At 36.4% G+C, this 24732-nt stretch carries 24 protein-coding genes; 12 read left to right on the top strand and 12 right to left on the bottom strand.

Features of this window, described 5'->3' with window-relative positions:
• Positions 1-3 precede the first annotated feature (3 nt).
• The 4 genes from ACQR30_RS09645 to ACQR30_RS09630 all read left to right on the top strand — a co-directional run bounded on the left by ACQR30_RS09645 (position 4) and on the right by ACQR30_RS09630 (position 2686).
• Positions 4-549 carry a DUF1801 domain-containing protein gene (locus tag ACQR30_RS09645; RefSeq protein ID WP_429734454.1) on the top strand — a complete coding sequence of 182 codons (546 nt, stop codon included), beginning with the start codon at positions 4-6 and terminating at the stop codon, positions 547-549.
• A 4-nt stretch (positions 550-553) separates the two neighbouring features.
• A complete protein-coding gene (locus ACQR30_RS09640; RefSeq protein ID WP_429734452.1) occupies positions 554-1126 on the top strand; it encodes a dihydrofolate reductase family protein in 573 nt (190 codons plus the stop codon).
• 25 nt (positions 1127-1151) lie between these two features.
• Positions 1152-1538: a DoxX family protein gene (locus tag ACQR30_RS09635; protein WP_429734450.1), complete on the top strand. Its 387-nt coding sequence runs from the start codon at positions 1152-1154 to the stop codon at positions 1536-1538.
• 71 nt (positions 1539-1609) lie between these two features.
• Complete coding sequence (locus ACQR30_RS09630; RefSeq protein ID WP_429734448.1) at positions 1610-2686, top strand: iron-containing alcohol dehydrogenase family protein; 1077 nt, start codon at positions 1610-1612, stop codon at positions 2684-2686.
• Between the two features lie 69 nt (positions 2687-2755).
• On the opposite strand, the gene accC is transcribed toward ACQR30_RS09630, so the two are convergent.
• From accC to ACQR30_RS09610, 4 genes are all read right to left on the bottom strand, one after another.
• Positions 2756-4105 (bottom strand): acetyl-CoA carboxylase biotin carboxylase subunit, encoded by a 1350-nt coding sequence (accC, locus tag ACQR30_RS09625; protein WP_429734446.1) that lies wholly within the window; start codon positions 4103-4105, stop codon positions 2756-2758.
• A 63-nt stretch (positions 4106-4168) separates the two neighbouring features.
• Positions 4169-4651: an acetyl-CoA carboxylase biotin carboxyl carrier protein gene (gene accB, locus ACQR30_RS09620; protein ID WP_429734444.1), complete on the bottom strand. Its 483-nt coding sequence runs from the start codon at positions 4649-4651 to the stop codon at positions 4169-4171.
• Between the two features lie 464 nt (positions 4652-5115).
• The gene (efp, locus tag ACQR30_RS09615) at positions 5116-5682 is read right to left on the bottom strand and encodes an elongation factor P (protein ID WP_429734442.1); all 567 of its coding nucleotides are present in this window, start codon (positions 5680-5682) and stop codon (positions 5116-5118) included.
• A gap of 143 nt (positions 5683-5825) precedes the next feature.
• Complete coding sequence (locus tag ACQR30_RS09610; protein ID WP_429734440.1) at positions 5826-7259, bottom strand: RapZ C-terminal domain-containing protein; 1434 nt, start codon at positions 7257-7259, stop codon at positions 5826-5828.
• A gap of 116 nt (positions 7260-7375) precedes the next feature.
• On the opposite strand from ACQR30_RS09610, the gene ACQR30_RS09605 reads away from it, so the two are divergent.
• Genes ACQR30_RS09605 through ACQR30_RS09595 form a run of 3 tightly spaced genes read left to right on the top strand, consistent with a single transcriptional unit; the run spans position 7376 to position 11164 of the window.
• Entirely contained in the window at positions 7376-9412 is a 2037-nt protein-coding gene (locus tag ACQR30_RS09605; RefSeq protein WP_429734438.1) for a thioredoxin domain-containing protein, read from the top strand.
• Between the two features lie 30 nt (positions 9413-9442).
• Positions 9443-10261, top strand: a complete 819-nt coding sequence (locus ACQR30_RS09600; protein WP_429734436.1) for a hypothetical protein — start codon at positions 9443-9445, stop codon at positions 10259-10261.
• Positions 10262-10303: 42 nt separating this feature from the next.
• Complete coding sequence (locus ACQR30_RS09595; protein ID WP_429734434.1) at positions 10304-11164, top strand: energy transducer TonB; 861 nt, start codon at positions 10304-10306, stop codon at positions 11162-11164.
• A gap of 6 nt (positions 11165-11170) precedes the next feature.
• Here the strand turns inward: ACQR30_RS09595 and uvrC are convergent, their stop codons facing one another.
• The 3 genes from uvrC to ACQR30_RS09580 form a co-directional block, all read right to left on the bottom strand.
• The gene (uvrC, locus tag ACQR30_RS09590; protein WP_429734432.1) at positions 11171-12976 is read right to left on the bottom strand and encodes an excinuclease ABC subunit UvrC; all 1806 of its coding nucleotides are present in this window, start codon (positions 12974-12976) and stop codon (positions 11171-11173) included.
• A gap of 158 nt (positions 12977-13134) precedes the next feature.
• Complete coding sequence (tpiA, locus tag ACQR30_RS09585) at positions 13135-13896, bottom strand: triose-phosphate isomerase (protein ID WP_429734430.1); 762 nt, start codon at positions 13894-13896, stop codon at positions 13135-13137.
• Positions 13897-13953: 57 nt separating this feature from the next.
• Positions 13954-15129 carry a putative sugar nucleotidyl transferase gene (locus ACQR30_RS09580; protein ID WP_429734428.1) on the bottom strand — a complete coding sequence of 392 codons (1176 nt, stop codon included), beginning with the start codon at positions 15127-15129 and terminating at the stop codon, positions 13954-13956.
• A gap of 481 nt (positions 15130-15610) precedes the next feature.
• On the opposite strand from ACQR30_RS09580, the gene ACQR30_RS09575 reads away from it, so the two are divergent.
• Positions 15611-16774 carry a serine hydrolase domain-containing protein gene (locus ACQR30_RS09575; RefSeq protein WP_429734426.1) on the top strand — a complete coding sequence of 388 codons (1164 nt, stop codon included), beginning with the start codon at positions 15611-15613 and terminating at the stop codon, positions 16772-16774.
• A gap of 114 nt (positions 16775-16888) precedes the next feature.
• Here the strand turns inward: ACQR30_RS09575 and ACQR30_RS09570 are convergent, their stop codons facing one another.
• Together ACQR30_RS09570 and xerD are read right to left on the bottom strand one after the other, a co-directional pair.
• Positions 16889-17113: a hypothetical protein gene (locus ACQR30_RS09570; RefSeq protein ID WP_429734424.1), complete on the bottom strand. Its 225-nt coding sequence runs from the start codon at positions 17111-17113 to the stop codon at positions 16889-16891.
• 167 nt (positions 17114-17280) lie between these two features.
• Positions 17281-18240, bottom strand: coding sequence for a site-specific tyrosine recombinase XerD (gene xerD, locus ACQR30_RS09565; protein WP_429734422.1), 960 nt, complete (start codon positions 18238-18240; stop codon positions 17281-17283).
• Between the two features lie 18 nt (positions 18241-18258).
• On the opposite strand from xerD, the gene ACQR30_RS09560 reads away from it, so the two are divergent.
• A complete protein-coding gene (locus tag ACQR30_RS09560) occupies positions 18259-18765 on the top strand; it encodes a YkgJ family cysteine cluster protein (RefSeq protein ID WP_429734420.1) in 507 nt (168 codons plus the stop codon).
• Between the two features lie 441 nt (positions 18766-19206).
• A complete protein-coding gene (manA, locus tag ACQR30_RS09555) occupies positions 19207-20421 on the top strand; it encodes a mannose-6-phosphate isomerase, class I (RefSeq protein ID WP_429734418.1) in 1215 nt (404 codons plus the stop codon).
• Here manA and ACQR30_RS09550 read toward each other — a convergent pair.
• Positions 20418-21173 carry a L,D-transpeptidase family protein gene (locus ACQR30_RS09550; RefSeq protein ID WP_429734416.1) on the bottom strand — a complete coding sequence of 252 codons (756 nt, stop codon included), beginning with the start codon at positions 21171-21173 and terminating at the stop codon, positions 20418-20420. The two genes, manA and ACQR30_RS09550, sit on opposite strands and share 4 nt — an antisense overlap.
• A 125-nt stretch (positions 21174-21298) precedes the next feature.
• On the opposite strand from ACQR30_RS09550, the gene ACQR30_RS09545 reads away from it, so the two are divergent.
• A complete protein-coding gene (locus tag ACQR30_RS09545) occupies positions 21299-22927 on the top strand; it encodes an acyl-CoA carboxylase subunit beta (RefSeq protein WP_429734414.1) in 1629 nt (542 codons plus the stop codon).
• A 76-nt stretch (positions 22928-23003) separates the two neighbouring features.
• On the opposite strand, the gene ACQR30_RS09540 is transcribed toward ACQR30_RS09545, so the two are convergent.
• Positions 23004-23426 carry a Fur family transcriptional regulator gene (locus ACQR30_RS09540; protein ID WP_429734412.1) on the bottom strand — a complete coding sequence of 141 codons (423 nt, stop codon included), beginning with the start codon at positions 23424-23426 and terminating at the stop codon, positions 23004-23006.
• Positions 23427-23458: 32 nt separating this feature from the next.
• Positions 23459-24121, bottom strand: a complete 663-nt coding sequence (locus ACQR30_RS09535) for an SCO family protein (RefSeq protein ID WP_429734410.1) — start codon at positions 24119-24121, stop codon at positions 23459-23461.
• A 159-nt stretch (positions 24122-24280) separates the two neighbouring features.
• On the opposite strand from ACQR30_RS09535, the gene ACQR30_RS09530 reads away from it, so the two are divergent.
• Positions 24281-24673: a MerC domain-containing protein gene (locus ACQR30_RS09530; RefSeq protein WP_429734408.1), complete on the top strand. Its 393-nt coding sequence runs from the start codon at positions 24281-24283 to the stop codon at positions 24671-24673.
• Positions 24674-24732: the final 59 nt, after the last annotated feature.

Raw genomic sequence — 24732 nt, 5'->3', positions numbered from 1 at the left:
ATTATGAAAAAGCAATCATTTCAAAATATTGATGAATACATTTCTCCCCACACATTACAACAACAAAAAATTTTGAGTATTTGCGAAGCCGCCCCCGATGCGAGAGAAATGATTAGTCATAATATACCTCCATACAAACAAAACAAGACATTGGTTTATTTTGCAGTGGCAAAAAATCATTTAGGGTTCTATCCTACAGCTTTGGGTATTCAAAATTTCAAAAAAGAATTAAGCTCTTACAAGACGTCGAAAGGAGCCATTCAATTCTCTTTGCATGACTCCTTACCGAAAGACCTGATACAAAAGATTGTGGAATTTCGGCTCAAATGTGATAGTGAAGATCGAAAAAAGAAACCCACCAATGGATCCTTTCTTCAATTACCCGAAATCGCAAGGTGTGCATCAGAAAAAATAGGCATCACAGAGTTGGAACATCTTAAAAAATTTAATGAGCAGGCATTACTCCAGCTTCGCGGCTTCGGTAAAACAACTTTATTTAGACTACAAACTGCAATGACATTAATGGAAGTAAATTTTTTAAATCAATAAACTAATGAGAAAGCTTGTATTATTTATGCATATATCTGTTGACGGTTTTGTCGCTCGAACCAATGGTGAGATGGATTGGATTACAGTTAATAAAGAAATTTTCGATTATGCAGCGCAACGTACAAATGAGGCCGATACCGCATTATATGGCCGTGTAACTTTTGAAATGATGGATGATTATTGGCCGACAGCGGCGCAAAAACCCAATGCTAGTCAACATGATATAGAGCATTCCATCTGGTACAATTCTGTTTCTAAAATAGTATTATCAAAAACATGGCAAAATAAAACTATTCCTAATGCAATAATAATCAGTCAAAACCTGTTGGAAAGTATTCTTTCATTGAAACAAAAAAGTGGAAATGAGATTATAATGTTTGGCAGTCCAGGAGCGGCACAATCATTAATGGAATTGAATCTGATCGACGAGTTTTGGCTATTTGTCAACCCCATAATTTTAGGAACGGGGATTCCACTATTTCGTAATTCTAATCATATTACTTCACTGAAATTAAAAAAATCCATTGCATTTTCGTCCGGTGTCGTATGCCTTCATTATGAGAAGTTGCTTAATTAAAAAATAAAAACTAAAAATCTTTCCAATGAAAAAGCACAAAATTATTTACTGGGTTACTACCAGCATCATCTTTCTATTCGACGCTGTATTGCCCGCTTTAACTTTCAATACACCACTTGCCAAAGAAGGCATTCATCACTTAGGCTACCCCGATCATTTTAGAATTGAATTGACGGTCTTTAAGGTTATTGGTGGCATTATTTTAATTTTACCCATGATAAAACCTCGTTACAAGGAATGGGCTTATGCGGGCTTCGGCATATCAATGATTGCGGCATGCGTAGCCAATTGGTCTGTCGATGGTCTTAATGGTAATGCTATTTTCCCTTTGGTGATATTCGGCATTTTAATTATTTCTTATGTCTATTATCATAAAACAAAATGCATCCTAATAAAAGAAAAGAATTTCTAGGACCAAAACATTTCATCTTTAATCGCTAATTTAAAAATTACGCTATACTTTTGTTTTATAAAACACAAAAGATGACACAGTTTCGCAATTTTAAAATGGTTGATTATGTAATCTATGGAAGAGGCAGTTTTAGTCAGCTCGATGAAATATTAGCACCTCACCGACTCAACAATGCGCCGATGGTCTTTTTAGTAGATCATTTTTTTGAAAATCATCCTTTACTTAAACGCATCCCCACAAAAGAAAATGACCGCGTTATTTTCGCCGATACTACATTAGAGCCCAAAACAACCCAGGTTGATAAGATAGCTGCTTTCCTAAAAGAAGAGCATGGCAAGGTCAGTGGCATCATCGGTATTGGAGGTGGCTCTACTATGGACCTGGCAAAAGCCGTTTCATTAATGATGACCAACGAAGGTTCCTCTGCAGACTATCAGGGATGGGATTTGGTAAGAAAACCGGGCGTTTATAAAGTAGGTATACCTACTATTAGTGGCACCGGTGCAGAAGTAAGTCGCACATGTGTATTGACGGGTCCTGAAAGGAAATTGGGGATGAATTCCGATTTCACACCTTTTGATCAAATAGTCTTAGATCCAGAATTAATCCATAACGTTCCAAAAAATCAACGTTTTTATACGGGCATGGATTGCTATATTCATTGTATCGAGAGTCTGCAAGGCACCTATATTAATGAATTTAGTAAAAGTTACGGAGAAAAAGCCTTACAACTTTGTCAAAAAGTATTTTTAGAAAAAAGTGCTTGGGATAACGAATGTGATGATCAATTAATGATGGCTTCTTATGCCGGAGGAATGAGTATCGCTTATAGTCAAGTAGGTGTGGCGCACGCTGTAAGCTATGGCTTGGCTTATGTTCTGGGAACCAAACATGGCATTGGCAATTGCATTGTGATGAATCATTTGGATGAATATTATCCTGAAGGAGCTGCTGAATTTAAAAGAATGGTAGAGAAGCACAATATCGATATCCCTACCGGATTGTGTAAAAATCTGACAGAAGAACAATTTGATAAGATGCTGAACGTTTCTCTTGGCATGAAACCTTTGTGGGAAAATGCTTTAGGGGAAAATTGGGAAAAAATAATGACACGAGAAAAGCTACGCGCACTCTACGAAAAATTATAACCTCACCCTCTTGTATAGAAACGGGCCTCTTTCAAAATTGAAAGAGGCCCGTTTCTATGATTAATTAATTTATTTCTCTATTTCAAAAGTTTCCATAAACTTGGTTGTAAAATTACCCTTGCGGAAATCTTCATTTTGCATTAATTGTAAATGAAAAGGAATAGTAGTTTTTAAACCATCACCTTCAATTATATATTCACTCAAAGCACGATACATTGTATCGATAGCCTCTTCGCGCGTACGCGCAACAGCTATCAATTTTGAAATCATGGAATCGTAATAAGGGGGAATGGTGTATCCCGAATAAACGTGGCTATCTACGCGCACACCATGCCCACCTGGGGTATTCAATACCTTTATTTTCCCGGGTGACGGACGAAAATCATTAAACGGGTCTTCTGCATTGATACGACATTCAATGGCATGCATTATTGGCTCATAATTTTTACCTGATATCTTTTCACCTTGCGCAATTTTGATCTGCTCTTTGATCAAATCAAAACTTATCACCTCTTCTGTAACACAATGTTCTACTTGAATACGCGTATTCATCTCCATAAAATAGAAATTGCGGTGTTTATCCACCAAAAATTCTATTGTACCCACTCCCTCATAATTAATGCATTGCGCCGCCTTTACAGCAGCATCGCCCATTGCTTTACGCAACTCTTTGGTCATAAAGGGAGAAGGAGATTCTTCTACCAATTTCTGGTGACGGCGTTGAATAGAACAATCACGTTCACTCATGTGACAAACAGTTCCATATTGATCGCCAGCAATTTGAATTTCTATATGTCGAGGTTCCTCGACATATTTCTCCATATAAATACCATCATTTTTAAATGATGCGGCAGCTTCCATTTTTGCGGCGGTGTAATTCTTTTCCATGTCCTTATCTTGCCAAACAACACGCATACCCTTACCACCACCACCTGCAGTAGCTTTCAATATTACAGGATAACCAACAATTTTAGCCGATTCCAAAGCGTGCTCCAAACTGGACAATAATCCCTCTACACCGGGAACGACAGGCACACCTGCCTTAATCATTGTATCTTTCGCTGTCACTTTATCACCCATCATATTAATCATTTCGGCTGTCGGCCCAATGAATTTAATACCATGATCGTTACATATTTGAGCGAATTTTGCATTTTCTGCTAAAAAACCATAACCCGGATGTATTGCATCTGAATTAGTAATTTCCGCAGCCGCCATTATACGTTGTATGTTTAGGTAAGAATCCATGCTTTGCGGCTTACCTATGCAAACAGCTTCATCGGCGAAGCGTACGTGAAGGCTTTCTTTATCTGCTGTTGAATAAACTGCAACAGTCTTGATGCCCATTTCGCGACAAGTACGAATAACGCGCAAGGCAATTTCGCCACGATTGGCAATTAATACTTTTTTAAAAATCATTTTATTAATTTGAAAATTTGAAAATTTGAGGATGTGTTATAGCACATTTTTCAAATTATCATACTAATTTGGTTCTACTAAAAACAAGGGTTGGTCATATTCAACAGGAGAAGCATCATCTACCAATACTTTTACGATGGTACCTTCCACTTCACTTTCAATATCGTTAAAAAGCTTCATGGCTTCTATAATACAAACCGTTTGCCCATTTTTTACTTCGGTACCCACTTCAGCCAACAAGGGCTTATCAGGTGAAGCACGACGATAAAAAGTCCCAATCATCGGACTTTTAATAGTAACCAAATTATCAGGTTGAGCAGTAGTAGGTGCAGGGTGGGGCGCAGAAGGGGCTGCAGCAGGCAAACTAGTAACAGGTGCAGGTGCCTGAAGGTTATGTTGAGGAAAAGGTTGCGGATTTACGAAAGTTTGTACGTTCTCTTTTTTTTGCTTAATAGTAATTTTAAAGTCCTTCTCTTCAATGGACAGCTCACCTATATTACTTTTGTTGATAGTCTTTATGAGCTCCTGTATTTGTTTATATTCCATTTTATGAAATTAATTTGATTAATTAGAAATTAATATATTGTAAAGTAGTGCAATTTCTTATGCTAAAAAAATAATTTATCTAAGACCTATATGTCATCTGCAGATTCGTCTTTTTGCTATTCAATATTGTAAACATCCGTTCTTTTTGAGACCTACCAATCATTAAAGAATATCTTCTTTGTCATTAAAAGAATAACGTGAACTACCCACTCACGGCAGAGCCTACGGGTTGGGCTTCAGAGGTCATAGACTTACCTAATGGTAACGCCTTACTCCTTTTTGTTTAGTGTCCGAGTTAGTTCCTAAACCAGACAGTATTTTTAAATCTTGCTTGTCGCCCATCCACACTAAAGCGATGGATGATTTTTACGCCCTTTTTATAAATAAAAGGAACGAATAATCCGCATAATGCGTATCCTGCAAATATCGAAAAAGCAAAATAAGGGTGATCCATACTGGTATTCTTATTCTTTTACCCTTTCTACGTAATCACCTGTTTTGGTGTTTACGCGAATTAATTCTCCTTCGTTTACAAATAAAGGAACGTTTACTATAGCACCTGTCTCCATAGTGGCAGGTTTAGTAGCGCGTGTAGCAGTATCACCTTTCAATCCCGGCTCACAGTATGTGACCTCCAAAATAATTTTTTCAGGAAGTTCAGCGCCAATGGCAGCATCAGTTTCAGTATTAATAAATACAAATACTTCACAGCCATCTTTCAAAAACTGAGGTGCATCTATCATTTCTTCGCTCAAAACTATTTGTTCAAAAGTTTCATTATTCATCAAATTAAAGCCTGTTTCGTCCTTATACAAATATTGAAAAGTTTGTTTTTCCACGCGAATCGGGTAAATAGTTTCACCGCTATTCCAGGTTTTTTCTATTGTGCGATTATTATCTACACCTTTTAATTTCGCCCATACTTTAGCAGCAGCGCGTGCCGTTTTATTTTCTCCAAATTCTACTACAGAATATAGATTGCCATCAAGTTTTAAAATCACTCCGCGGCTAATATCAGAAGTTGTTGCCATACAATTTTTTTCTTGCTAATTATATTTTATTAAGTTTTGAGCGACAAATGTAATGATTAGGCGGCAAATACGTTAAATTTTTTGATCAGAGAATTTGCCCGCATAGTATTTTCCCTTTCCATCTTTTCAATGAAATCCGCATTTTACTTAACCCAATTCCTTTTATTAGTGTGATGTAACATTACATTTACATTATACTTATTTCTTAAATGTCGAGCTGTCTGTGTAGCTGCATATACACTTCTATGTTGTCCACCTGTGCAACCAAAGTTAATCTGTAAATTCTCAAATCCACGCGTAATATAATTTTCCATAGAAATGTCAATCAAATCAAATACACTATTTAAATATCTGTTCATCTCAGTACTTTGTTCCAAAAAATCCTGCACAGGCTTATCTAGCCCCGAAAGTCTTTTATATTCCTCTATTCTACCTGGATTTAAAATACCACGACAATCAAAAACAAAGCCCCCCCCGTTGTTCGTTTCATCTTTAGGAATACCTTCTCGGTAAGAAAAACTATTTACTTCAATAGTTAATGGCGTATTATCCTTTGCTTTTATCGGTGTAAAACGTTGAATAGTCTCCTCGCTTACCAAATAATGTAATATTTTTTCAAACTCTGGCAAATCTATCCCAATACTGCGATTTTCGACAAACCACTTCAAATTATTTAATGCAAAAGGAATACTTGTCAGAAAGTGCGCTTTTCGTTCGAACAATCCACGGAAACCATAGGCACCCAAAACTTGAAGTAACCGTATCAGAACATATCCTTTGTATTGACTATTAAAACTTTCCTTATCAATTGGTGTTTTAAGCAATGCACTCACTTCGTCAGTATAATAATCGAGTAGCGAAGTCTTCCATTTATCGCTGAGACCGGCTTTGGCTTGCCATAACAAAGAAGCAACGTCATACTGCAAAGCTCCGTGCATGCCACCTTGATAATCTATAAAAAATACTTCGTTATTTTTTACCATTATATTTCGACTCTGAAAGTCGCGAAACATAAAATATTTGTATTTGTTTTGTGTCAGAAAAATCCCCAATGCTTCAAACTCATTCAGTAAAGCCTGTTTGTCGTAAGGAAATCCAAGCGTATCCAAAAAATAATATTTGAAGTATAACAAATCACTTTGTATAGCTTGTTTACCAAATTCGCGCGCAGTGAGACAAAGATCGTAATTGAAATTTACATGCCCTTTAATCTGCAGTTTCGCCAGTTGCTTTAATGCCTGTTTAAATAATGCATACACCTCATCACAATGGCCCTTTTCTTCCAAAATATTTAATAAAGATTGCGCCCCCAAATCCTCCTGGAGGTATAAAAGAGAATTGTCAGAAACAGCGTAAATTGAGGGGACTGGAAGGTTTAGCTTTTTAAAATGTAAAGTAAATGCAATAAATGCATCATTTTCTTTTCCATTCAAATTATAAGTAGCAATATATGTCCGATCTCCAGAGAAAATCCGGAAATATTGTCTGCTGCTTCCACTCTGAGGGACTTTTTCGATTCGATCTATTTTCTCAGATGAATAGTTAGCAAAGAGTTGTTCTATTTGTTCGGTTATCATTGCCCAAAAGTAAAAATTAATTAGTCAACTTTGTAATTAGTAACTTTGTTATTCAAAAACTTAGCCTTCTCTATTGTGAGAAAATAAATTAAGATCATACAAATAATCCATACACAATGGCCAATCTTCTAATAAACGAAACCAGCCCCTATCTTTTGCAGCACGCTGAAAATCCTGTTCAATGGCATCCCTGGGGAGATGAAGCATTAAAAAAAGCAAAATCGGAAGACAAGCTTATTCTGGTAAGCATCGGGTATTCAGCCTGTCACTGGTGTCACGTAATGGAGAGAGAAAGCTTTGAAAATGAAGCCACTGCTAAATTGATGAACAAATATTTCATAAATATAAAAGTAGATAGGGAAGAACGGCCAGATATCGATCATATTTATATGGACGCCGTACAGGCAATGAGTGGTCAGGGCGGATGGCCGCTGAATGTATTTTTAACACCGGACGCAAAACCATTTTATGGAGGTACCTATTTTCCACCAAAACCTTATGCGAATCGTCCAAGCTGGACGGATATTTTAACGAATGTATACAAGGCATTCAGTGAAAAAAAAGAAGATATTTTGGCGCAGGCAGATAATCTAATTGCCCATTTACAAAACGCCAATAATATTGGTAGTCGAAACTCGGAAAATAATTTTCTGACAAAAGAAAATATACAACTGGCTACAGAAAATCTCTTGAAACAAGCCGACGGCGTTTGGGGTGGATTTGGTAAAGCCCCAAAATTTCCACAGTCATTTTCTATTCAATTTTTGTTACGTCAATTTTATTTTACCAAAAATGAACAAGCCAAACAGCAAGCACTATTGAGTTTGGACAAAATGATTCAGGGTGGCATTTACGATCAGATTGGCGGTGGCTTCGCGCGTTACAGTACTGATGAAAAATGGCTGGCCCCACATTTCGAAAAAATGCTGTATGACAATGCTTTGTTGATTTCAACAATATCTGAAGCTTACCAACTTACTAAAAAAAGAACTTATAAAAATACGATCGAACAAACTATATCATTTTTAGAAAGGGAATTGATGCATGAAACTGGTGGTTGGTATGCCGCCTTAGATGCTGACAGCGAAGGTATGGAAGGGAAATTTTACACTTGGCAAAAAGAAGAAATTGAAAGTATTTTGGCCGATAAGGCCGAAATATTCTGTTTGGTCTATGATGTAGAAACCAAAGGAAATTGGGAAGATGCAAATATCCTATGGCTCCCGCAAACGATCGAAGAAGTTGCTGCTCCTTTAAAAATAAATCCTCAAGAATTAGAGCATGTTTTAAAAACCTGCAGAGAAAAATTATTGACAGAAAGAAACAAAAGGATTCGACCAGCGTTAGATGATAAAATAATTTTAGGTTGGAATGCAATGGGGATAACCGCATTATGTAAGGCATTTAATGCATTGGGTAATAAACACTATTTGCAATTGGCGGAAAATTGCTTTTCCTTTTTAGAAAAAAATATGTTTGATACGACGAACAAAAAATGGCAACATACTTGGAAAAACAAGGAAGCAAAATTTAATGCTTTTATTGATGATTATGCAATCCTCATTCAGAGCTGCATCCATTTACAAGAAGCAACGGGTAATTTTACTTACTTAGAAAAAGCCGCATCCATTACAGAATATGTGCTCAATAATTTTAGTGATGAGAATGAAACGCTTTTTTATTTTACAGAAAAAAATCAGGCAGATATTGTTGTGCGCAAGAAAGAAATTTACGATGGCGCCATCCCCTCAGGCAACGCAGTAATGGCAGAAAATTTGCAATACCTATCCATTATTTTGAACAAGCCAGAATGGAATGAACGTGCCTTGTCAATGCTGCAATCTCTGGGAAATACGATAACACGCTATCCAACTTCTTTTGGCATTTGGTGCGGTCTATTACAGAAATATATTTTCGGTATTAACGAAATAGCTATTGTCGGCAATCAGTCAAAAAGTAATGCTCATCAATTTTCGAGAGAATTTATTCCAAATAAAATCTTGCAATTTTCCGAAAAAGAAAATACAGATTACCCGTTGATAAGTAATAAAAATATCCTCGTCGGAAAAACACTATTCTATCTATGCAAAGATTATTCATGTAAACAACCAGTGGAAACGCTAGAAGACTTTTTACAACTATTAATTAAATAATTTGTATATATTTGGCAAGCAAAATGCTAGATGAGAAATCCTTTACTTTTCATATTGCTCAGCTGTTGTACAACAGCTTTATTCGCCCAACAAAGGGCCGATACTAAAAAAACGTTTTACCTATTTAACAAACATGACAAACCTGTTATGACTATAGGTGAGGCTACCGCTTTCGAGGTCGTCACTCAGCAAAATGATACAACTTACATCGTTCGTTATTATAAAAATTACGGATCTATGCTTTGGCAGAAAACCTTTAAAGACTCTTCGTTAAGTCTTCCCAACGGACGATTTGCATGGTATGATAAAAACGGTATTATCGATAGCACAGGTTTCATGAAAAATGGGCGCAAAGATGGACTATGGGATTATTTCCTAGATAGCTCATTAAAAGCAAAAATAATAGTTACCCTAACAAAAAATGAGGAGCATAAAATTGGGAAAAATGCCATCCAGTACGTTTCTACTATTAAATCAGTTCAACGCTTCTTTAAAAATGGGGTGTTGGCAGATAATGATGACGAGGCAATTGGGAAAACTTCTGCAACAAAATGGGACTACAGGAATTTGAATCATTTTTTGAAAAAAAATCTCGATCAGGAAATAGGGAAAAATAATTCTTATTATGACAATGCTGGTTATAACAATGCCGTAGAAACAATTAGCTTTAAAGTACTTAAGGACAATAGTTTGAGTGATTTATATATTTTACGCTCTTGTGGGTTTCCTTATGACAACAACCTTTTAGAAACAATACAGCGGTCTCCTAAATGGAATCCTTTATATCCAGATGATAAAAATATTTCGGTTCAGAAATTTGAAAAGATTATTTTTCCCTATCAATACTAAATAAATCATCAGTCAAAAATCAGACCCAGCAAATTTCTACTTATGAAAATTTCAATAACACTACTAATACTTTTCAGCTCTTTTAACTTATTTGCCCAAAAACATAAAAAGAAACAAGAGGATTTATTTTATTTATTTGACGCACAAGGCAATAGCGTCAAAAGTCTTGAAAAAGCCACTACCTATATGGTTTTAATAAAAGAAAATGATACTACTTACGTCACTCGTGATTATCAAAATAATGGACCTATGATTTGGCAACAAACATTTAAAGATAAAGATTTAACTATCCCCAACGGTAGATTTGTGTGGTATGATAAAGACGGGAGTATAGATAGTACTGGTATCGCTATCAATGGCCAAAAAGATGGCGTCTGGATGTTTTTCACTCCAGTTCTTTATACTACTCATGGAAGGATCGTTGTCAACGACAGCCTTATAAAATCCACCTACTATCAATATGGAAAACAAATAAATAAAAAATCGTATTACGGAGATAGCGATGAAAATAGTGCGCTTAAAAGAACTTTCTTTAAAACGGGCGTACCTATAAGTGAAGAAGAATTTAACCTTGACAAAACAGGGAAAAAGAGGGCTGCTTATCCAACAGGTCCGAAAGGATGGCGATATTATTTAATAACGAACTTAAATTCAAAATTAGGGACACTAATTCCAGCCTATAAAAAGCTAACAGATAACAAGGCTCCGGTTACCACATCTTTCATTGTCGGCAAAGATGGCAGCGTAGATGATGTTTTTATTTCTAAATCTGCCGGTTATCCATTCGATAATGAAGCCATGCGTGTTATAAAAAATTCCGGCAAATGGATCCCCGCTCAACAATTTGGCCATGTCGTTACATATCGACAAACCCAGAAGATAATATTTTCTGCTAGTTATTAAAAGAAGCTAGCTATCATGAAAATATCGCCAAACCATGGCTGCACGAGAACCGCCAATTTCAGCAGTGAGCTCTCTTTCGGTTAGCAATTTTATTTGGGCAACAGAACGAAATCGCTTCAAAAGTTGTTCTGCGGTGGTTTTACCAATACCCGGAATCTCTTCCAACTCGTTTTTGAAAGTTCCCTTTGAGCGCTTATTTCTATGAAAGGTGATTCCAAAGCGATGCACCTCGTCTCGGATACGGCGCACGAGTTTTAGCGATTCACTATCATAAGATAGTTTGATAGATTCACTATCACCAGGGAAAAAGATTTCTTCAATATTTTTTGCCAAACCAACTACAACCATCTTTCCTTGAAGATTCAATTCCCTAATTGCTTCCATTCCAGAACTTAATTGACCTTTACCGCCATCGATAATCACCAATTGAGGAAGTGGTTGCCCCTCTCTTTGCAAGCGGCTATAACGCCTATAAACAGCTTCTTTCATCGACGCAAAATCATTGATACCCACTACTGTTTTTACATTAAAATGCCGATAATCTTTTTTACTTGGAACGCCATTTTTAAAACACACTTCCGCCGAAACCGGATAAGAACCTTGAAAATTAGAATTATCAAAACATTCGATATGCAAAGGCAATTCCGGCAAAAACAAATCTTCTTGCAACTGACACAATACCTGCTGCTGATCTAAATCACTACGACCTTCCAATTGCAAAATCCTTTTCTTACGCAATTCCTCTTTGAAATAATTAACATTTTTTTGAGAAAGCTCCAATAATTTCCTTTTTTCTCCGGCCTTTGGGATAGTGATATTTATCGACTCATCGGCAAAATCAATCGCCGAGCCGACAATAATTTCTTTCGATAAACTATGAAACTTCTCACGCAAATTCACGATTGCAAAAACCAAAACATCTTCTTCTGATTCTTCAATTTGCGCAACCAACTCCACCGTGTGCGTATGAATAATCGTACCGTTTTCCACCATCAAATAGTTCACATATGCCGTTTCCCCTTCCTTCAAAATAGAGAACACATCCAAACTCCCCAAATGTGCACTTACAATTACCGACTTGGACTGATAATCTTCTAAACCGAGAATTTTTTGTCTAATCAATTCCGCTTTTTCAAATTCCATAAGCGCAGCAAAATCTTGCATTTCAACCTTTAATTGCTGCAATAAAGGAGTTAAATTACCTTTTACAATCTGTCGGATCTGCTGAATAGAAGCTGCATATGATTCTGCACTTTGCAAACCTTCGCAAGGCCCTTTACAATTGCCTAAATGATATTCCAGACATACTTTAAATTTCCCCTGTTGAATATTATTTTTAGTGAGGTTGAGTTTACAAGTCCTAAGAGGAATAGTTTCTTTTATAAAATCTAAAATTTCCCTCACGCGCCAGACATTCGTAAATGGACCAATATATTCCGATCCATCTTTTAGTTTTCGCCTCGTCAAAAATACGCGTGGAAAAGGCTCCTTTTTGATGACGATAAACGGGTAGGTTTTATCGTCTTTCAGCATAATATTATATTTTGGCTGAAATTGCTTTATTAAGGAGTTTTCCAGTAAAAATGCATCTTGCTCAGTATCAACAATGGTAAACTCAATACGTTCAATGCGTTGAACCAGTTCATAAGTTTTGAAACTGCTCACCGTTTTATTGAAATAAGAACTTACGCGCTTGCGTAAATGCTTAGCTTTACCCACATAAATAAGTGTTCCTACCGCATCAAAATATTTGTAGATGCCGGGATTGGTAGGAATCGTATGTGCCATTTGTTGATATGCTTCTGAAGTCACAACGCAAATTTACAACAATGCAGTTTCATTTGGATGAGGAGATTTTTGAAAATTGGAATTGCAATTTCAAATGACTAATAGTCACTATTTTATTTTAAAAAACTGGCGAATGAAATTCATCCGCCAATTTTCTTAATACTATAAAAAGATTTCATTTATCAATTGAGCGCATCAATTATTGCGACAAATTCATCTATTTTCAAAGCGGCTCCCCCTACCAATCCCCCATCAATATCGGGCCGCGAAAAGAGTTCTACCGCATTCGCTGCTTTTACACTTCCGCCATACAATATAGAAATTTCTCCCGCAACGGCTGCGCCATATTTATCCGCAATCACACTACGTAAATATTGATGAATATCTTGAGCCTGTTCACTTGTAGCCGTTTTACCGGTTCCAATTGCCCAAATAGGTTCATAAGCAATCACCAATTTTGTAATTTCTTCTTCTGACAAATGAAACAACGACTCTTCTAATTGTTTGGCTACAAAAGCATTTTGATTTTCTGCTTCGCGCACTTCCAAAGGCTCGCCGCAACAAAAAATAGGTGTGATATTATTTTCCAAAGCGATGTTTACTTTATCAGCTAAGAAAGTATTGCTTTCGCCAAAATATTCTCTTCTTTCCGAATGGCCAATTACAGCGTATTGAACGTTTAAAGACTGCAACATTTCCACGGAAACCTCTCCGGTATAGGCACCTGATTTTTTACTGTAAATATTTTGTGCTGCGACAAATGTATTTTTTGTATTGCCCACAATTGTGTTGGCTGCCTGCAAGTAGGGCGAAGGTACCGCAAATATAGTTTGTTGGTTTTCATTCAAAGTTTTTGCTTTGGCCAAAATACCTTTTAATAATTCTTCTCCTTGTTGAAGCGTCAAATTCATTTTCCAATTCGCTGCTGCTATTTGTTTGCGCATTTTCCGATTTAATTTTTAAATGATTAGATATTGATTTTACTGAACATAAACTAGCGCCTATGTTGCAGGATTCTCAAAGATATGTCGCAAATTTTGAATTTCCTTTTCGTCTAATATTTCATTTTTAAAAGCCATCCAATTTCGAATATGCTGAACAGCCTTATCAAATTGGTAGATATTTCCGCCACCAGCAATCCCCCAACAAAAATTTGGAATAAGTTTTGGTAAAATATCCTTCCCAAAAACGTTACAACAAACACCAATACTACTGCCGGTGTTGATAGAACTATTAATTGCCAAGCGCGAATAATCACCCAAAAGCAAACCCATTTTTTTACCCAATTTAGAGAAATTTTTTGTAGAATAATCATATATAGCAACATCTCCAGCGGTGTTTTTTACATTGCTATTAGTAGTACCCGCCCCAAAATTGCAACAGCGACCTACGATAGAATCACCCAAATACCCGTCGTGAGCTTTGTTGCCAAAATGATTGAAAATGCTGTTTTTTATTTCACCACCAACGACGCATTTTTTTCCGGTAGAAGTGGCTCCATATATTTTCGAACCCATTTTCACTACAGAACTTTCACCCAAAGCAAGCGCGCCGCGAACCAATGAGCCTTCCATCACCAAAGCGTTTTTACCAATATATATCTTCCCTTCCAATGCATTGAGGGTAGCGTATTCCATTTGCACACCTTCCTCTAAAAAAATATTTTCAGCCCCAATAAGGTTATTGGTTGAAGAAATCTTTTGTGAAGGCTTTTCCTTTGCAATTAATTCAAATTGGTCATTAATTGCTTGTGCGTGATTTCGTAATAGTTGGTACGGATATTCTACAAAATTATAATTGACAATTGTTGTTTTCTCTGAAAGATGAGCTGCTAAAAAAACCGATCTATCATTCTTGTTTAAATAGGTTCTTGTCGCTAATCGTCTATTTTCTGGCCCTTTCAATGACTCATTTTCCTTTAGACTTCGTATTTCGTCCCAAATATTTTTGTTAGGCAGCAGCGTTGCATTTATAAAATAGACCAACTCATTTTCCGGCAAAGGATAACTTAGTTGCAAATATTCTTCGGTTAACAGAAATACTTGCTCACCAGTTATTTTCCCCCACCAGTCTTTCAGCGAAAAAATACCCAACTGCAATTCCGCAATGGGTCGAATAAAACTAAGCGGATAAAACTTCTCTCTTTGCGTATTTGTTTCCAATAATATAATTGCCATTGTGTGAAGTTATTGTTTTTTGGTTTTCTTTTTCAAATACTGTCGTTAATGATTCAACAAGTATCTCCATAATAATTATAAACGATGTAAAATAAGTGCCGAAATTTTATAAGAACATTTTTTATTTTTTTACTTTTGAAGAACAATCTTCTTTCCTTTTTTTAATTGGGCTTAAAGACCGATATTCCCCTTCTCCACAACAAATACATTTCAGGTGCACCATTGTGCCAGGATTTTATAAAATCGAAAATGTTACCTTGGGTAAGCTCTCACTCAAATGATCCACCTTACAGTCAATTGCAATTGGCCGTTTGCCCGTTTCTTGTAGTTATTTTAATAATTTTCTTACTAAAATTAAGAATACAAATCTGTCAAATTTCATATCATAAAAAAACCTTATTTTCTTTATAACCAGGCTAACAAAATCAAACAGGTAATAAATTCTATTATATTTGCGCCAAACTCATAAAACATTTAAAGAGTGAAGCCTTCTATTATATTATTCGCAGCTATTCTATTTTTTTCCATTTCTTGTGGTGCGAAAAAGAATAAAGAAAATATTGAAAGTGATAATGTACAAATCTCTTCCAAAGTCGATACCAGTATTTTTCAACCGTTGTCCAAGGCTAAGAAAGAATATTACGCAGCTCGGGCCGAGGCTGCTTATCATAGGATTCTAGGCAGTCATTTCAACGGTGAAATATTGATTGCAAAAAACGGACAAATTGTCTATGAAGATTATAAAGGGACAGCAGACTTCAGGTACCACACACCCATCACACCACATACAGCATTGCATTTAGCATCCATCTCAAAAACTCTTACAGGGATGACAATCCTGCACCTATGGGATGAAGGCAAACTTTCTTTAGATGATAACATTCAAAAATTCTTTCCTCAATTTCCCTATCAAGGTATCACTATCAAGATGCTTTTGTCGCACCGCACGGGTCTGCCCAACTATGTATATTTTATGGAGAAAGGTTATCCAAGAAATAAGTATGCGACCAATCAGGATGTTATCAATTTCATGATTGTAAATAAGCCAAAAATCACCTCGTTGCCTAATAGAGCATTCCAATATTGTAATACGAACTTTTTAATTCTCGCGTCCATTATTGAAAAAGTCACACATCAACCATTCCCTAGATTTATGAAAGATAGCGTATTTCAGGTGCTGGGCATGCATGATACTTATGTTTTCTCGATAAAAGATACCGCTAATTACAATCCAACTTATCAAGGCAACCGTCCATTTCCAATGACTAATGTTGATTGTACTTATGGAGATAAAAATATCTATAGCACCGTGCGCGATTTACTTAAGTGGGATCGAAGTCTTTACTTACATACTTTTATCAAAGCTTCTACTTTAAAAATGGCTTTCACACCACAAAGTCATGAACACAAATCGATGCACAATTACGGGCTTGCTTGGCGGACTTATTTCAATCCACTAACAAAAGATTCTATCATATATCACAACGGCTATTGGCATGGCAGCAATAATGTTTTTATGCACTTGATGCAAGACACCGCCACCATTATTTTATTAGGCAATAAATACAATCCCAATAATTATAACGCTAAAAAAATATCCGAAATATTTACGGGTAAAGCCGATTATGGAAAGCTATCTAATTAGAAATTCATCCTCCTTAGATCCGCCTATAGAAGTTACGAGATAGCAATATTGTTTCACATAAGCGCCGTACAATAAAAAATAGAGGGTTCCAAATAAGTGGAACCCTCTATTTTTTTAAAGCTGAACGGAACCAAATGCATATACCCGTCCATTATGCCGATCGCATGGCCTATAAATCGCGCCAGTAGCAAAATCAACTATAACTCCAGGCCAAAATAATAGGACATCTGCAATTAATGCACCTACCCGAACATCTCTCTGTTGTTGGCCAGGTACAGGCTTTGTCTTTTGACAAGAAGTTACTCGCCCACCAAATACAGTTGCACAAGATGAACTCATAAATGTAATACTTAACATAGTCAACACAAAAAGCATGTCGAAGCAATTTTCTTCATAAGGCTTAAGTTTAATTTTGTTTACCTATTTATTTAAATAAGACAGTTTCAAATATAATAAACATTTACATATCTCAAACAAAAACAATGAAACAAATTGATGCGCGATGGTTATCTTTTAAACGCCGGATGAAACTGTTGTAACGTAGTGCGCAAAAAGTGTTTATCTAAATGGGTGTAAATCTCGGTAGTGGTTATACTTTCGTGCCCCAGCATTTCCTGCACGGCCCGGAGGTCAGCGCCGCCTTCCACCAAATGCGTCGCAAAGGAGTGACGAAAAGTATGTGGCGAAATAACCTTTTTTATACCTGCTTTTTTCACCAAATCTTTTATAATTAAAAATATCATTACACGTGACAAGGTCTTGCCGCGATTGTTCAAAAATACCACGTCTTCAAAGTCTTTAGCAATTTTATTTTTCTTTCGTTCAGATAAATAATATCTAATAAATTGAATCGCCTCTTCACCTATTGGCACCAATCTTTCTTTATCTCCTTTGCCAATCACCCGTACAAAACCATCTTCCAAATACAGACAACTAACTTTTAAATTAACTAATTCTCCGACACGCAATCCACAACTATACATTGTTTCCAAAATAGCCTTATTTCGATGACCTTCTGCTTTACTCAGGTCTATGGCACCAATTATTTTTTCAATCTCGCCAAAACTCAAAATGTCAGGCAGTGCGCGTTTTAATTTAGGCAGTTCCAAGAGCTCAGTAGGATCAGTACTTACCGCATTTTCCGATAATAAATATTTATAAAATCCTTTGATTCCTGAAATGGTTCGTGCTTGAGAAGCGGCCGTTAGCCCTAGGCTCGCAAGAAACTTTACAAAAGCTTGCAAGTCTTTTAATTCAATTGACTTCGGGGGCTTTTCTTCCCCAATCCCCACCAAATAAAAACAAAGTTTATCGACATCGCGCAGGTATGCTTCCACCGAATTGTCACTCAGCGATTTTTCTAACTGCAAATAAGACTTAAATCCATTTTTAAAACTGTTCCACATAATTGCTGTAAAGTTATTTCTATTTATTAGGTTTGTATAGGCGTGTGAATTTTTTTTCAAAACAGTGTCAACATATTTATGGAAAAGGTAAATCTTCAGAGTTTTGCTATACAATCAAAAAAGAAAAGGAAAGGCTATAAAGCCTTTATCACTAAGCTAGAAAATCATCCTCCAAACGGTTTAGATAGGATGATTGTAGAAGCCGATCAGCAAACATGGAAACAAATAGATTGTCTTTCTTGTGCTAATTGTTGTAAAAAGATGACGCCCACTTTCACGCCAAAAGATATTAAGCGCGCCTCAGATTTTTTACATATCCAGCCCAAAGAATTTAAAGAAAAATGGCTAATCTACGAAAAGAAGGATAAGGACTGGGTGAACATTTCACAACCTTGCCAGTTTTTGGATTTAAAAACAAATATGTGTACCATTTATGAAGCAAGACCGGCAGACTGTGCTGGTTTTCCGCATCTAGCTAAAAAGAAAGCTGTAGATTACATGCATGTACATAAGCAAAATTTGGAATATTGTCCTGCCACTTTAAAATTTATAGAATTAATGAAAGAAAAGGTAAAAGAGAAATAATGGTAGCCCCTATCATTTGTTTGTAGCCGGTTATCATTCAAACAACTTCTGACCATAGATCTTTCCAATTCCCGCAGATAAACATTGTCCAATGGAACGATTGATTAATAGACAAATGTCGAATATTACAAACCACTCCTATTCCCATTGCGGATTGTGTTATTTAAATTATTAGCATCCGTCTTCTTGGATTCAATATTCGTCTTGGCGAATATTGAGATAAGTTGAGCAGACGCAAATACGGTGAGCCATTACACTTTTCTGGTGTAGAATATCTTTTTGGAGAACCCTCGATACGTGTCTCTACTCATCTGAAAATCATCTTAAAATCTAGCTTTTCCGGATAGGCAACAGCTAATTCTTCTCCATTTTGTTCTATCGACTAATTGCTCATTGCATTGCTATTATTTAAGTAACTTGCCGAAAATTATTATTATAAAGATGAATCAGGATACCATTTTTTTATTGAAAGGGAAAGTGCAAAATTACGCTTGGGGTGGCACAACCTTTATTTCACAATTATTAAATTTAGACAATAAAGAGAAAAAACCTATCGCAGAATACTGGATGGGCGCACACCCCTCCGCCTCTTCTACAATCTTACTAAACGGTAAAGAAATTTCATTAAACGAAGTTATTAATAAAAATCCAGCAGCGTTTTTAGGCGAAAAAGTAAATAGGAGATTTGGCGAACTGCCTTATCTTTTTAAGATATTGGATGTAAAAGAGATGTTATCCATTCAGGTGCATCCGTCTAAGGTTGAAGCAGAGAAAGGCTTTGATGCGGAAGAGGCGGCAGGAATTTTAATAACCGACAAAAAAAGGAATTACAAAGACCGCAATCATAAGCCTGAGGTAATGGTAGCTTTGAGTGAATTCTGGTTGTTACATGGATTTCTTACAAAAGAAAAACTGTCTGCAGTCTTACAATCTATTGCTGAGTTCAGCGTGTTTGTTACAATTTTTGACAAGGAGGGTTATAAAGCATTATATAATGCCGTTATGGAAATGCCGCAAACACAGGTAGACAAGATGCTTAAGCCATTGGTGAAGCGTGAATTAACGGAAAAAACTACAGATAAGTCGCTGCCAGGCTTTTGGGTAAATAAATTATATAAGGATCATTCAGGCGACAGATTTGAAAATATCGATCGCGGCATTTTCTCAATTTATTTTTTCAATATTGTAAGAGCAATGCCGGGTGAAGCAGTATTCCAAGGCGCTGGTGTACCCCATGCTTATCTTGAAGGGCAAAATGTAGAACTAATGGCCAATAGCGACAATGTTCTGCGTGGGGGCCTTACGCCAAAACACATCGATGTGCCAGAATTGATGAAACATACAAAATTTGAAGGAATAGTTCCCCATATTATGAAGGGAGAAATTTTAGCCAACAGAGAAAAGAATTATCCTTGTCCAGTACCTGATTTCGGGATTACCAAAATTGAAGTAGCCTCTCAACAGTATATAGAGAGTAAAAGCTTTTCAGCAGAAATTATTATTGTAATGAAAGGAGAATTGACGATACAAACAGCACAGAATTCAATTACCTTTTTTGGTGGCGAGGCTGTTTTTGTTTTACCCCAAACCTCTTACAAAATTCTTTCGCAAGACAGCGGAACAGCCTTTAAAGCATTTGTTCCTACTATCGATTAATTTAAAATATCATAATCACCGTTGGGTGCAACACCAATAAGAGGAAGGGTCCTATTTGCTTCAAAATAATCGTAAACAGGTTTTAGACTTGCTGTAAAATGCTGCAAGTCTACATCGTCAAATGAATATTTGGTATAGTAGTCTAAGCTTTGACGATTGCTAAACCGAATAGGAAATACATGCACGGGAATAAAGCTTTCCCCATTTAATTTCGCGCCCATTGCAATTAAATATACTTCATCAATCTGAAAATTTTGTAAAGGAATACAACCTACTGAGACACAATCTCCGTGTATATAAATACCCTCACCTGGTTTTAATTTGTCGCTTAAAATCTTATCCGATTCGTTGGGATAGTTTAGTTTTAGAGAAAGATGATATTCACTACGTGGATTAAATTGGCTAATATAATAAAATCCCTCGGGGACTTGATAATCACCTTCAATCCTTTTTGGACCAATGGTTCCCGCCATTACACAGACTTTGTAGGTTTTAAACAATTTAAATTCCTGACTATCATCATTTCTAACCCACACTTCTAATTGACTATCATATTTAAACGAGCGTATATATACTTCACGTGCAGGCCACAGCAACCCTTTTTTTGCAAATTCATCACGCAATACATTTTCTTTTTGCAGTAATTCCGCTGTAATTTGAGGAGAAGCACCAACCTGTTGAGAAACGGGTCCCTGCGCCAAAACCATCTTTCCACAAACCATTATTATCAAGCCAAAAAAAATTCTCTTCATAAAATCAAAATTATACTTTTATCTTACGCTAGAAGAATATGTAAGCAAATTTTTGGTTTATTTTATTATACAAATTTTGTCATCTCAATTTATTTTTTACCTTTAAAACTAATAAACGTTAGCAAATGAATATTTCTGAGAATAAGAATGAAGACTGGATGAAGTTGTTGGCCAGTGAAACACGTCAAAAATTAGAAAGAATAAAACTCGGAGGTGGAAAAAAATCAATTGAGAAACAACATAGCCGCAACAAATTAACGGCACGTGAAAGAATCGATTTTTTAATTGATAAAAATACTTCCTTCTGCGAAATTGGTAGTTTTACGGGATATCAAATGTACACCGAATATGGCGGATGTCCATCGGGTGGAATTGTTGCCGGTATTGGTTTCGTAAGTAATAAGCGGTGCGTAATCATCGCCAACGACCAAACGGTAAAAGCCGGCGCATGGTTTCCTATTACAGCGAAAAAGTTCCTGCGAATGCAGGAAATAGCCCTCGAAAATAATTTGCCGGTTATTTATTTGGTAGATAGCGCCGGCGTTTTTCTGCCTATGCAAGATGAAATATTTCCGGACAAAGAACATTTTGGCCGTGCGTTTTACAACAACGCAAGGATGAGCGCTAAAGGTATTACACAGATTTCTGCAGTTCTTGGCGCTTGCGTAGCAGGGGGTGCCTATTTGCCCATCATGAGCGATGAAACATTGATGGTGAAAGGAAATGGAAGTATTTTTTTGGCTGGTCCTTATTTGGTAAAGGCGGCGATAGGTGAGGAAGTAGATGCAGAGACCTTAGGTGGAGCGGTAACGCATACCGAAATTAGTGGTATTGCCGATTATAAATTTGACACAGAACATGAATGCTTAGAACAAGTAAAACGTATTTTCTCAAAACTGGGCCATCAGCCGAAAGCAGGCTTTGACAGAATAAAATCGACGCTACCAAAACAAAAATTGGAAAGCATTTATTCCGTCATGAGTGAAAATAATTCAAAACCCTATGACGTAGTCAAAGTAATTAAAAGCATCGTCGACGATAGTGAATTTGATCAGTTTAAGGAAGATTACGGTAAAACTATTGTATGTGGCTATGCGCGTATAGATGGCTGGGCCGTGGGCATCGTAGCCAATCAGCGATTAATTGTAAAAAGCAAAAAAGGGGAAATGCAATTGGGTGGTGTTATCTATGGAGACAGCGCAGACAAAGCTGCGCGCTTTATTCTAAATTGTAACCAGAAGAAGATACCTCTTGTATTTTTGCAGGATGTCACCGGTTTTATGGTAGGCAGCCGCAGTGAACATTCCGGAATTACAAAAGACGGTGCAAAATTAGTGCAGGCCGTCGCTAATTCTATCGTTCCAAAGATTACTATTATCATAGGCAACAGTTATGGAGCAGGTAATTACGCGATGTGTGGCAAGGCCTATGATCCAAGATTTATTTATGCATGGCCTTCGGCGAAAATTGCCGTAATGGGTGGCGAACAAGCTGCAAAAACTTTGTTGCAAATACAGGTCGCCTCCCTAAAAGCAAAAGGAGAAGAAATTTCAACAGAAAAAGAGAATGAATTACTTTCTCAGATAAATGAAAGATACCAGAAACAGACTACGCCATATTATGCTGCAGCAAGGCTTTGGGTAGATGAAATTATTGATCCGATAGCTACCAGAATGCGCATTGCTGAAGCCATAGCTTCTGCGAATGAGAATCCCAATAATGAGGAATTTAAAATGGGCGTATTTCAGGTGTAATCGACGCTAAAGCGAGATTTTTAACGGGGGATAACAATATTTGGTCAATCTAAATCATTTATCGTTATATCGAGTTCTAGGCTACCTTGCATTTAGCACACAGACCATTGACGATAACATCAGTTTGAGTCTCAGAGAATCCCGCAGGCAATTTCACGTGCGGAATATCTACGTGGTCAAGACAATAAGTAGTATGACATTCATTACATACAAAATGTACATGTTTATCGTGATGATGCCCTTCACTGCATTCATCTTTACAAAGTGCATATTGAATAGAGTTATCTGTTGTGGGAATTATATGGATGATACCCTTTGAAACAAAAGCCTGTAACGTACGATAAATAGTAATTCTGTCCATTTTTTCGTCTGCCTCCTTTTCAATATCTGCGTGAGAAAGAGCTCCATCCGCTTGTAAAAACATGGACAGTATTTTCTTTCTCCCTTCCGTAATACTTAGGCTACTCGATTTTAATATTTCAGCAATGACAACCATCATTCAAAATTTTAATTCCTCTATATTTTACAAAATTACATATTATTCCCAAAAATATTGTTGGCGAAATTATTGCGCCCACCTTGTTTTTCTTTTAGCAAAATAACAATATCTTCTTTCAACTTATCTAAATCGACCTTTTTCAACCCATCAAAAATCTCGCCACGCACATTACCGTCTTTATCTACTAACGCAAAGAACTGTGTATGTATAAATTGGTCCTTTATATTTTGCACCGAATTTTTATTGTCATCCAAAAGATAACTGTTTCTTGCAGCATTGTACAAACTATCTTTCCTTCCTGTAAGAAATACCCAAGTATTTGTATTTACATCCATCGAATCGGCATAATGTTTTAACACAGCGGCGGAATCTATTTCGGGCATACAGGTATGAGATAGAATTCTAAAATCAGGATTATCTTTAAACTGCTCGTATATCTTTTTCATATTGCTATTCATACGAGGGCAAATTCCATGACAGGTAGTGAAAAAATAATTAACTACACATACTTTGCCGCTTATGTCTTGATTGGTAAAAGTCTTTCCACTTTGTGTAATAAAGCTAAAAGGTTGCACCGTGCTTAGCACCGGCAGTCTAGTCTTCCAATTATCATTTCCTCTAAATGTAAAAAATAAAAAAACTATAAAAACAACAACAAAAAAACCAGCATAAAACAAAAATTTCTTCCAGTTCATTTTCTTTTGTATTTAATCAACATCTCCTTAAACAATGGCGCAAAGTTACGATATTTACAATGGCTCCTTTTAGCTTTTCCATCTCCTTAACAAGTATTTTGCAACAAAGTTGCAAAATAAACAACCATTTACTATCTTTGCCGAAATGGCTTTTTGAAAATGAAATTAAAAATAAACTGGGACGCTTTGGGCGTGGGGGCCTCTGTAGCTTGTGCTATACATTGTGCCATCCTGCCCATAATACTTAGCTCACTCCCGATTTTCGGTATTAACATTATTGATAATAAAGGATTTGAATACTTTATGATTTTTCTTGCGTTTGCTATTGGCGCATATGCATTGTCACACGGCTATCGCAAGCATCACAAAAATGCACTCCCATTAATTATCTTCTCTTCCGGAATGATCTTCTTATTTTCTAAAGAAATATGGCATCAATATTCTATTATACTTCTTGTCCCCGCAGTCACTCTTATTGTAGCCGCCCATTATATCAACTTTAAAATGTGTCGCAAAATTCCCATTTGCAATGAAGAAGAACATGTACATTAAGATGTAAAGAAATAGCTTTTATAAAAAAGCCCATTCAGTAGAACAGGCTTACATATTTG

The organism is Arachidicoccus sp. (assembly GCF_050436765.1).
Taxonomy (GTDB): domain Bacteria; phylum Bacteroidota; class Bacteroidia; order Chitinophagales; family Chitinophagaceae; genus Arachidicoccus.
Note: the sequence above shows the minus strand (reverse complement) of the source record. Positions and strands in the feature narration are given on the sequence as shown.

Bases quoted from the DNA above. Each gene is read 5' to 3' on its own strand.
- ACQR30_RS09645 (WP_429734454.1), top strand. From the start codon at position 4: ATGAAAAAGCAATCATTTCAAAATATTGATGAATACATTTCTCCCCAC.
- ACQR30_RS09640 (WP_429734452.1), top strand. From the start codon at position 554: ATGAGAAAGCTTGTATTATTTATGCATATATCTGTTGACGGTTTTGTC.
- ACQR30_RS09635 (WP_429734450.1), top strand. From the start codon at position 1,152: ATGAAAAAGCACAAAATTATTTACTGGGTTACTACCAGCATCATCTTT.
- ACQR30_RS09630 (WP_429734448.1), top strand. From the start codon at position 1,610: ATGACACAGTTTCGCAATTTTAAAATGGTTGATTATGTAATCTATGGA.
- accC (WP_429734446.1), bottom strand. From the start codon at position 4,105: ATGATTTTTAAAAAAGTATTAATTGCCAATCGTGGCGAAATTGCCTTG.
- accB (WP_429734444.1), bottom strand. From the start codon at position 4,651: ATGGAATATAAACAAATACAGGAGCTCATAAAGACTATCAACAAAAGT.
- efp (WP_429734442.1), bottom strand. From the start codon at position 5,682: ATGGCAACAACTTCTGATATTAGCCGCGGAGTGATTTTAAAACTTGAT.
- ACQR30_RS09610 (WP_429734440.1), bottom strand. From the start codon at position 7,259: ATGATAACCGAACAAATAGAACAACTCTTTGCTAACTATTCATCTGAG.
- ACQR30_RS09605 (WP_429734438.1), top strand. From the start codon at position 7,376: ATGGCCAATCTTCTAATAAACGAAACCAGCCCCTATCTTTTGCAGCAC.
- ACQR30_RS09600 (WP_429734436.1), top strand. From the start codon at position 9,443: ATGAGAAATCCTTTACTTTTCATATTGCTCAGCTGTTGTACAACAGCT.
- ACQR30_RS09595 (WP_429734434.1), top strand. From the start codon at position 10,304: ATGAAAATTTCAATAACACTACTAATACTTTTCAGCTCTTTTAACTTA.
- tpiA (WP_429734430.1), bottom strand. From the start codon at position 13,896: ATGCGCAAACAAATAGCAGCAGCGAATTGGAAAATGAATTTGACGCTT.
- ACQR30_RS09580 (WP_429734428.1), bottom strand. From the start codon at position 15,129: ATGGCAATTATATTATTGGAAACAAATACGCAAAGAGAGAAGTTTTAT.
- ACQR30_RS09570 (WP_429734424.1), bottom strand. From the start codon at position 17,113: ATGAGTTCATCTTGTGCAACTGTATTTGGTGGGCGAGTAACTTCTTGT.
- ACQR30_RS09560 (WP_429734420.1), top strand. From the start codon at position 18,259: ATGGAAAAGGTAAATCTTCAGAGTTTTGCTATACAATCAAAAAAGAAA.
- manA (WP_429734418.1), top strand. From the start codon at position 19,207: ATGAATCAGGATACCATTTTTTTATTGAAAGGGAAAGTGCAAAATTAC.
- ACQR30_RS09550 (WP_429734416.1), bottom strand. From the start codon at position 21,173: ATGAAGAGAATTTTTTTTGGCTTGATAATAATGGTTTGTGGAAAGATG.
- ACQR30_RS09545 (WP_429734414.1), top strand. From the start codon at position 21,299: ATGAATATTTCTGAGAATAAGAATGAAGACTGGATGAAGTTGTTGGCC.
- ACQR30_RS09540 (WP_429734412.1), bottom strand. From the start codon at position 23,426: ATGATGGTTGTCATTGCTGAAATATTAAAATCGAGTAGCCTAAGTATT.
- ACQR30_RS09535 (WP_429734410.1), bottom strand. From the start codon at position 24,121: ATGAACTGGAAGAAATTTTTGTTTTATGCTGGTTTTTTTGTTGTTGTT.
- ACQR30_RS09530 (WP_429734408.1), top strand. From the start codon at position 24,281: ATGAAATTAAAAATAAACTGGGACGCTTTGGGCGTGGGGGCCTCTGTA.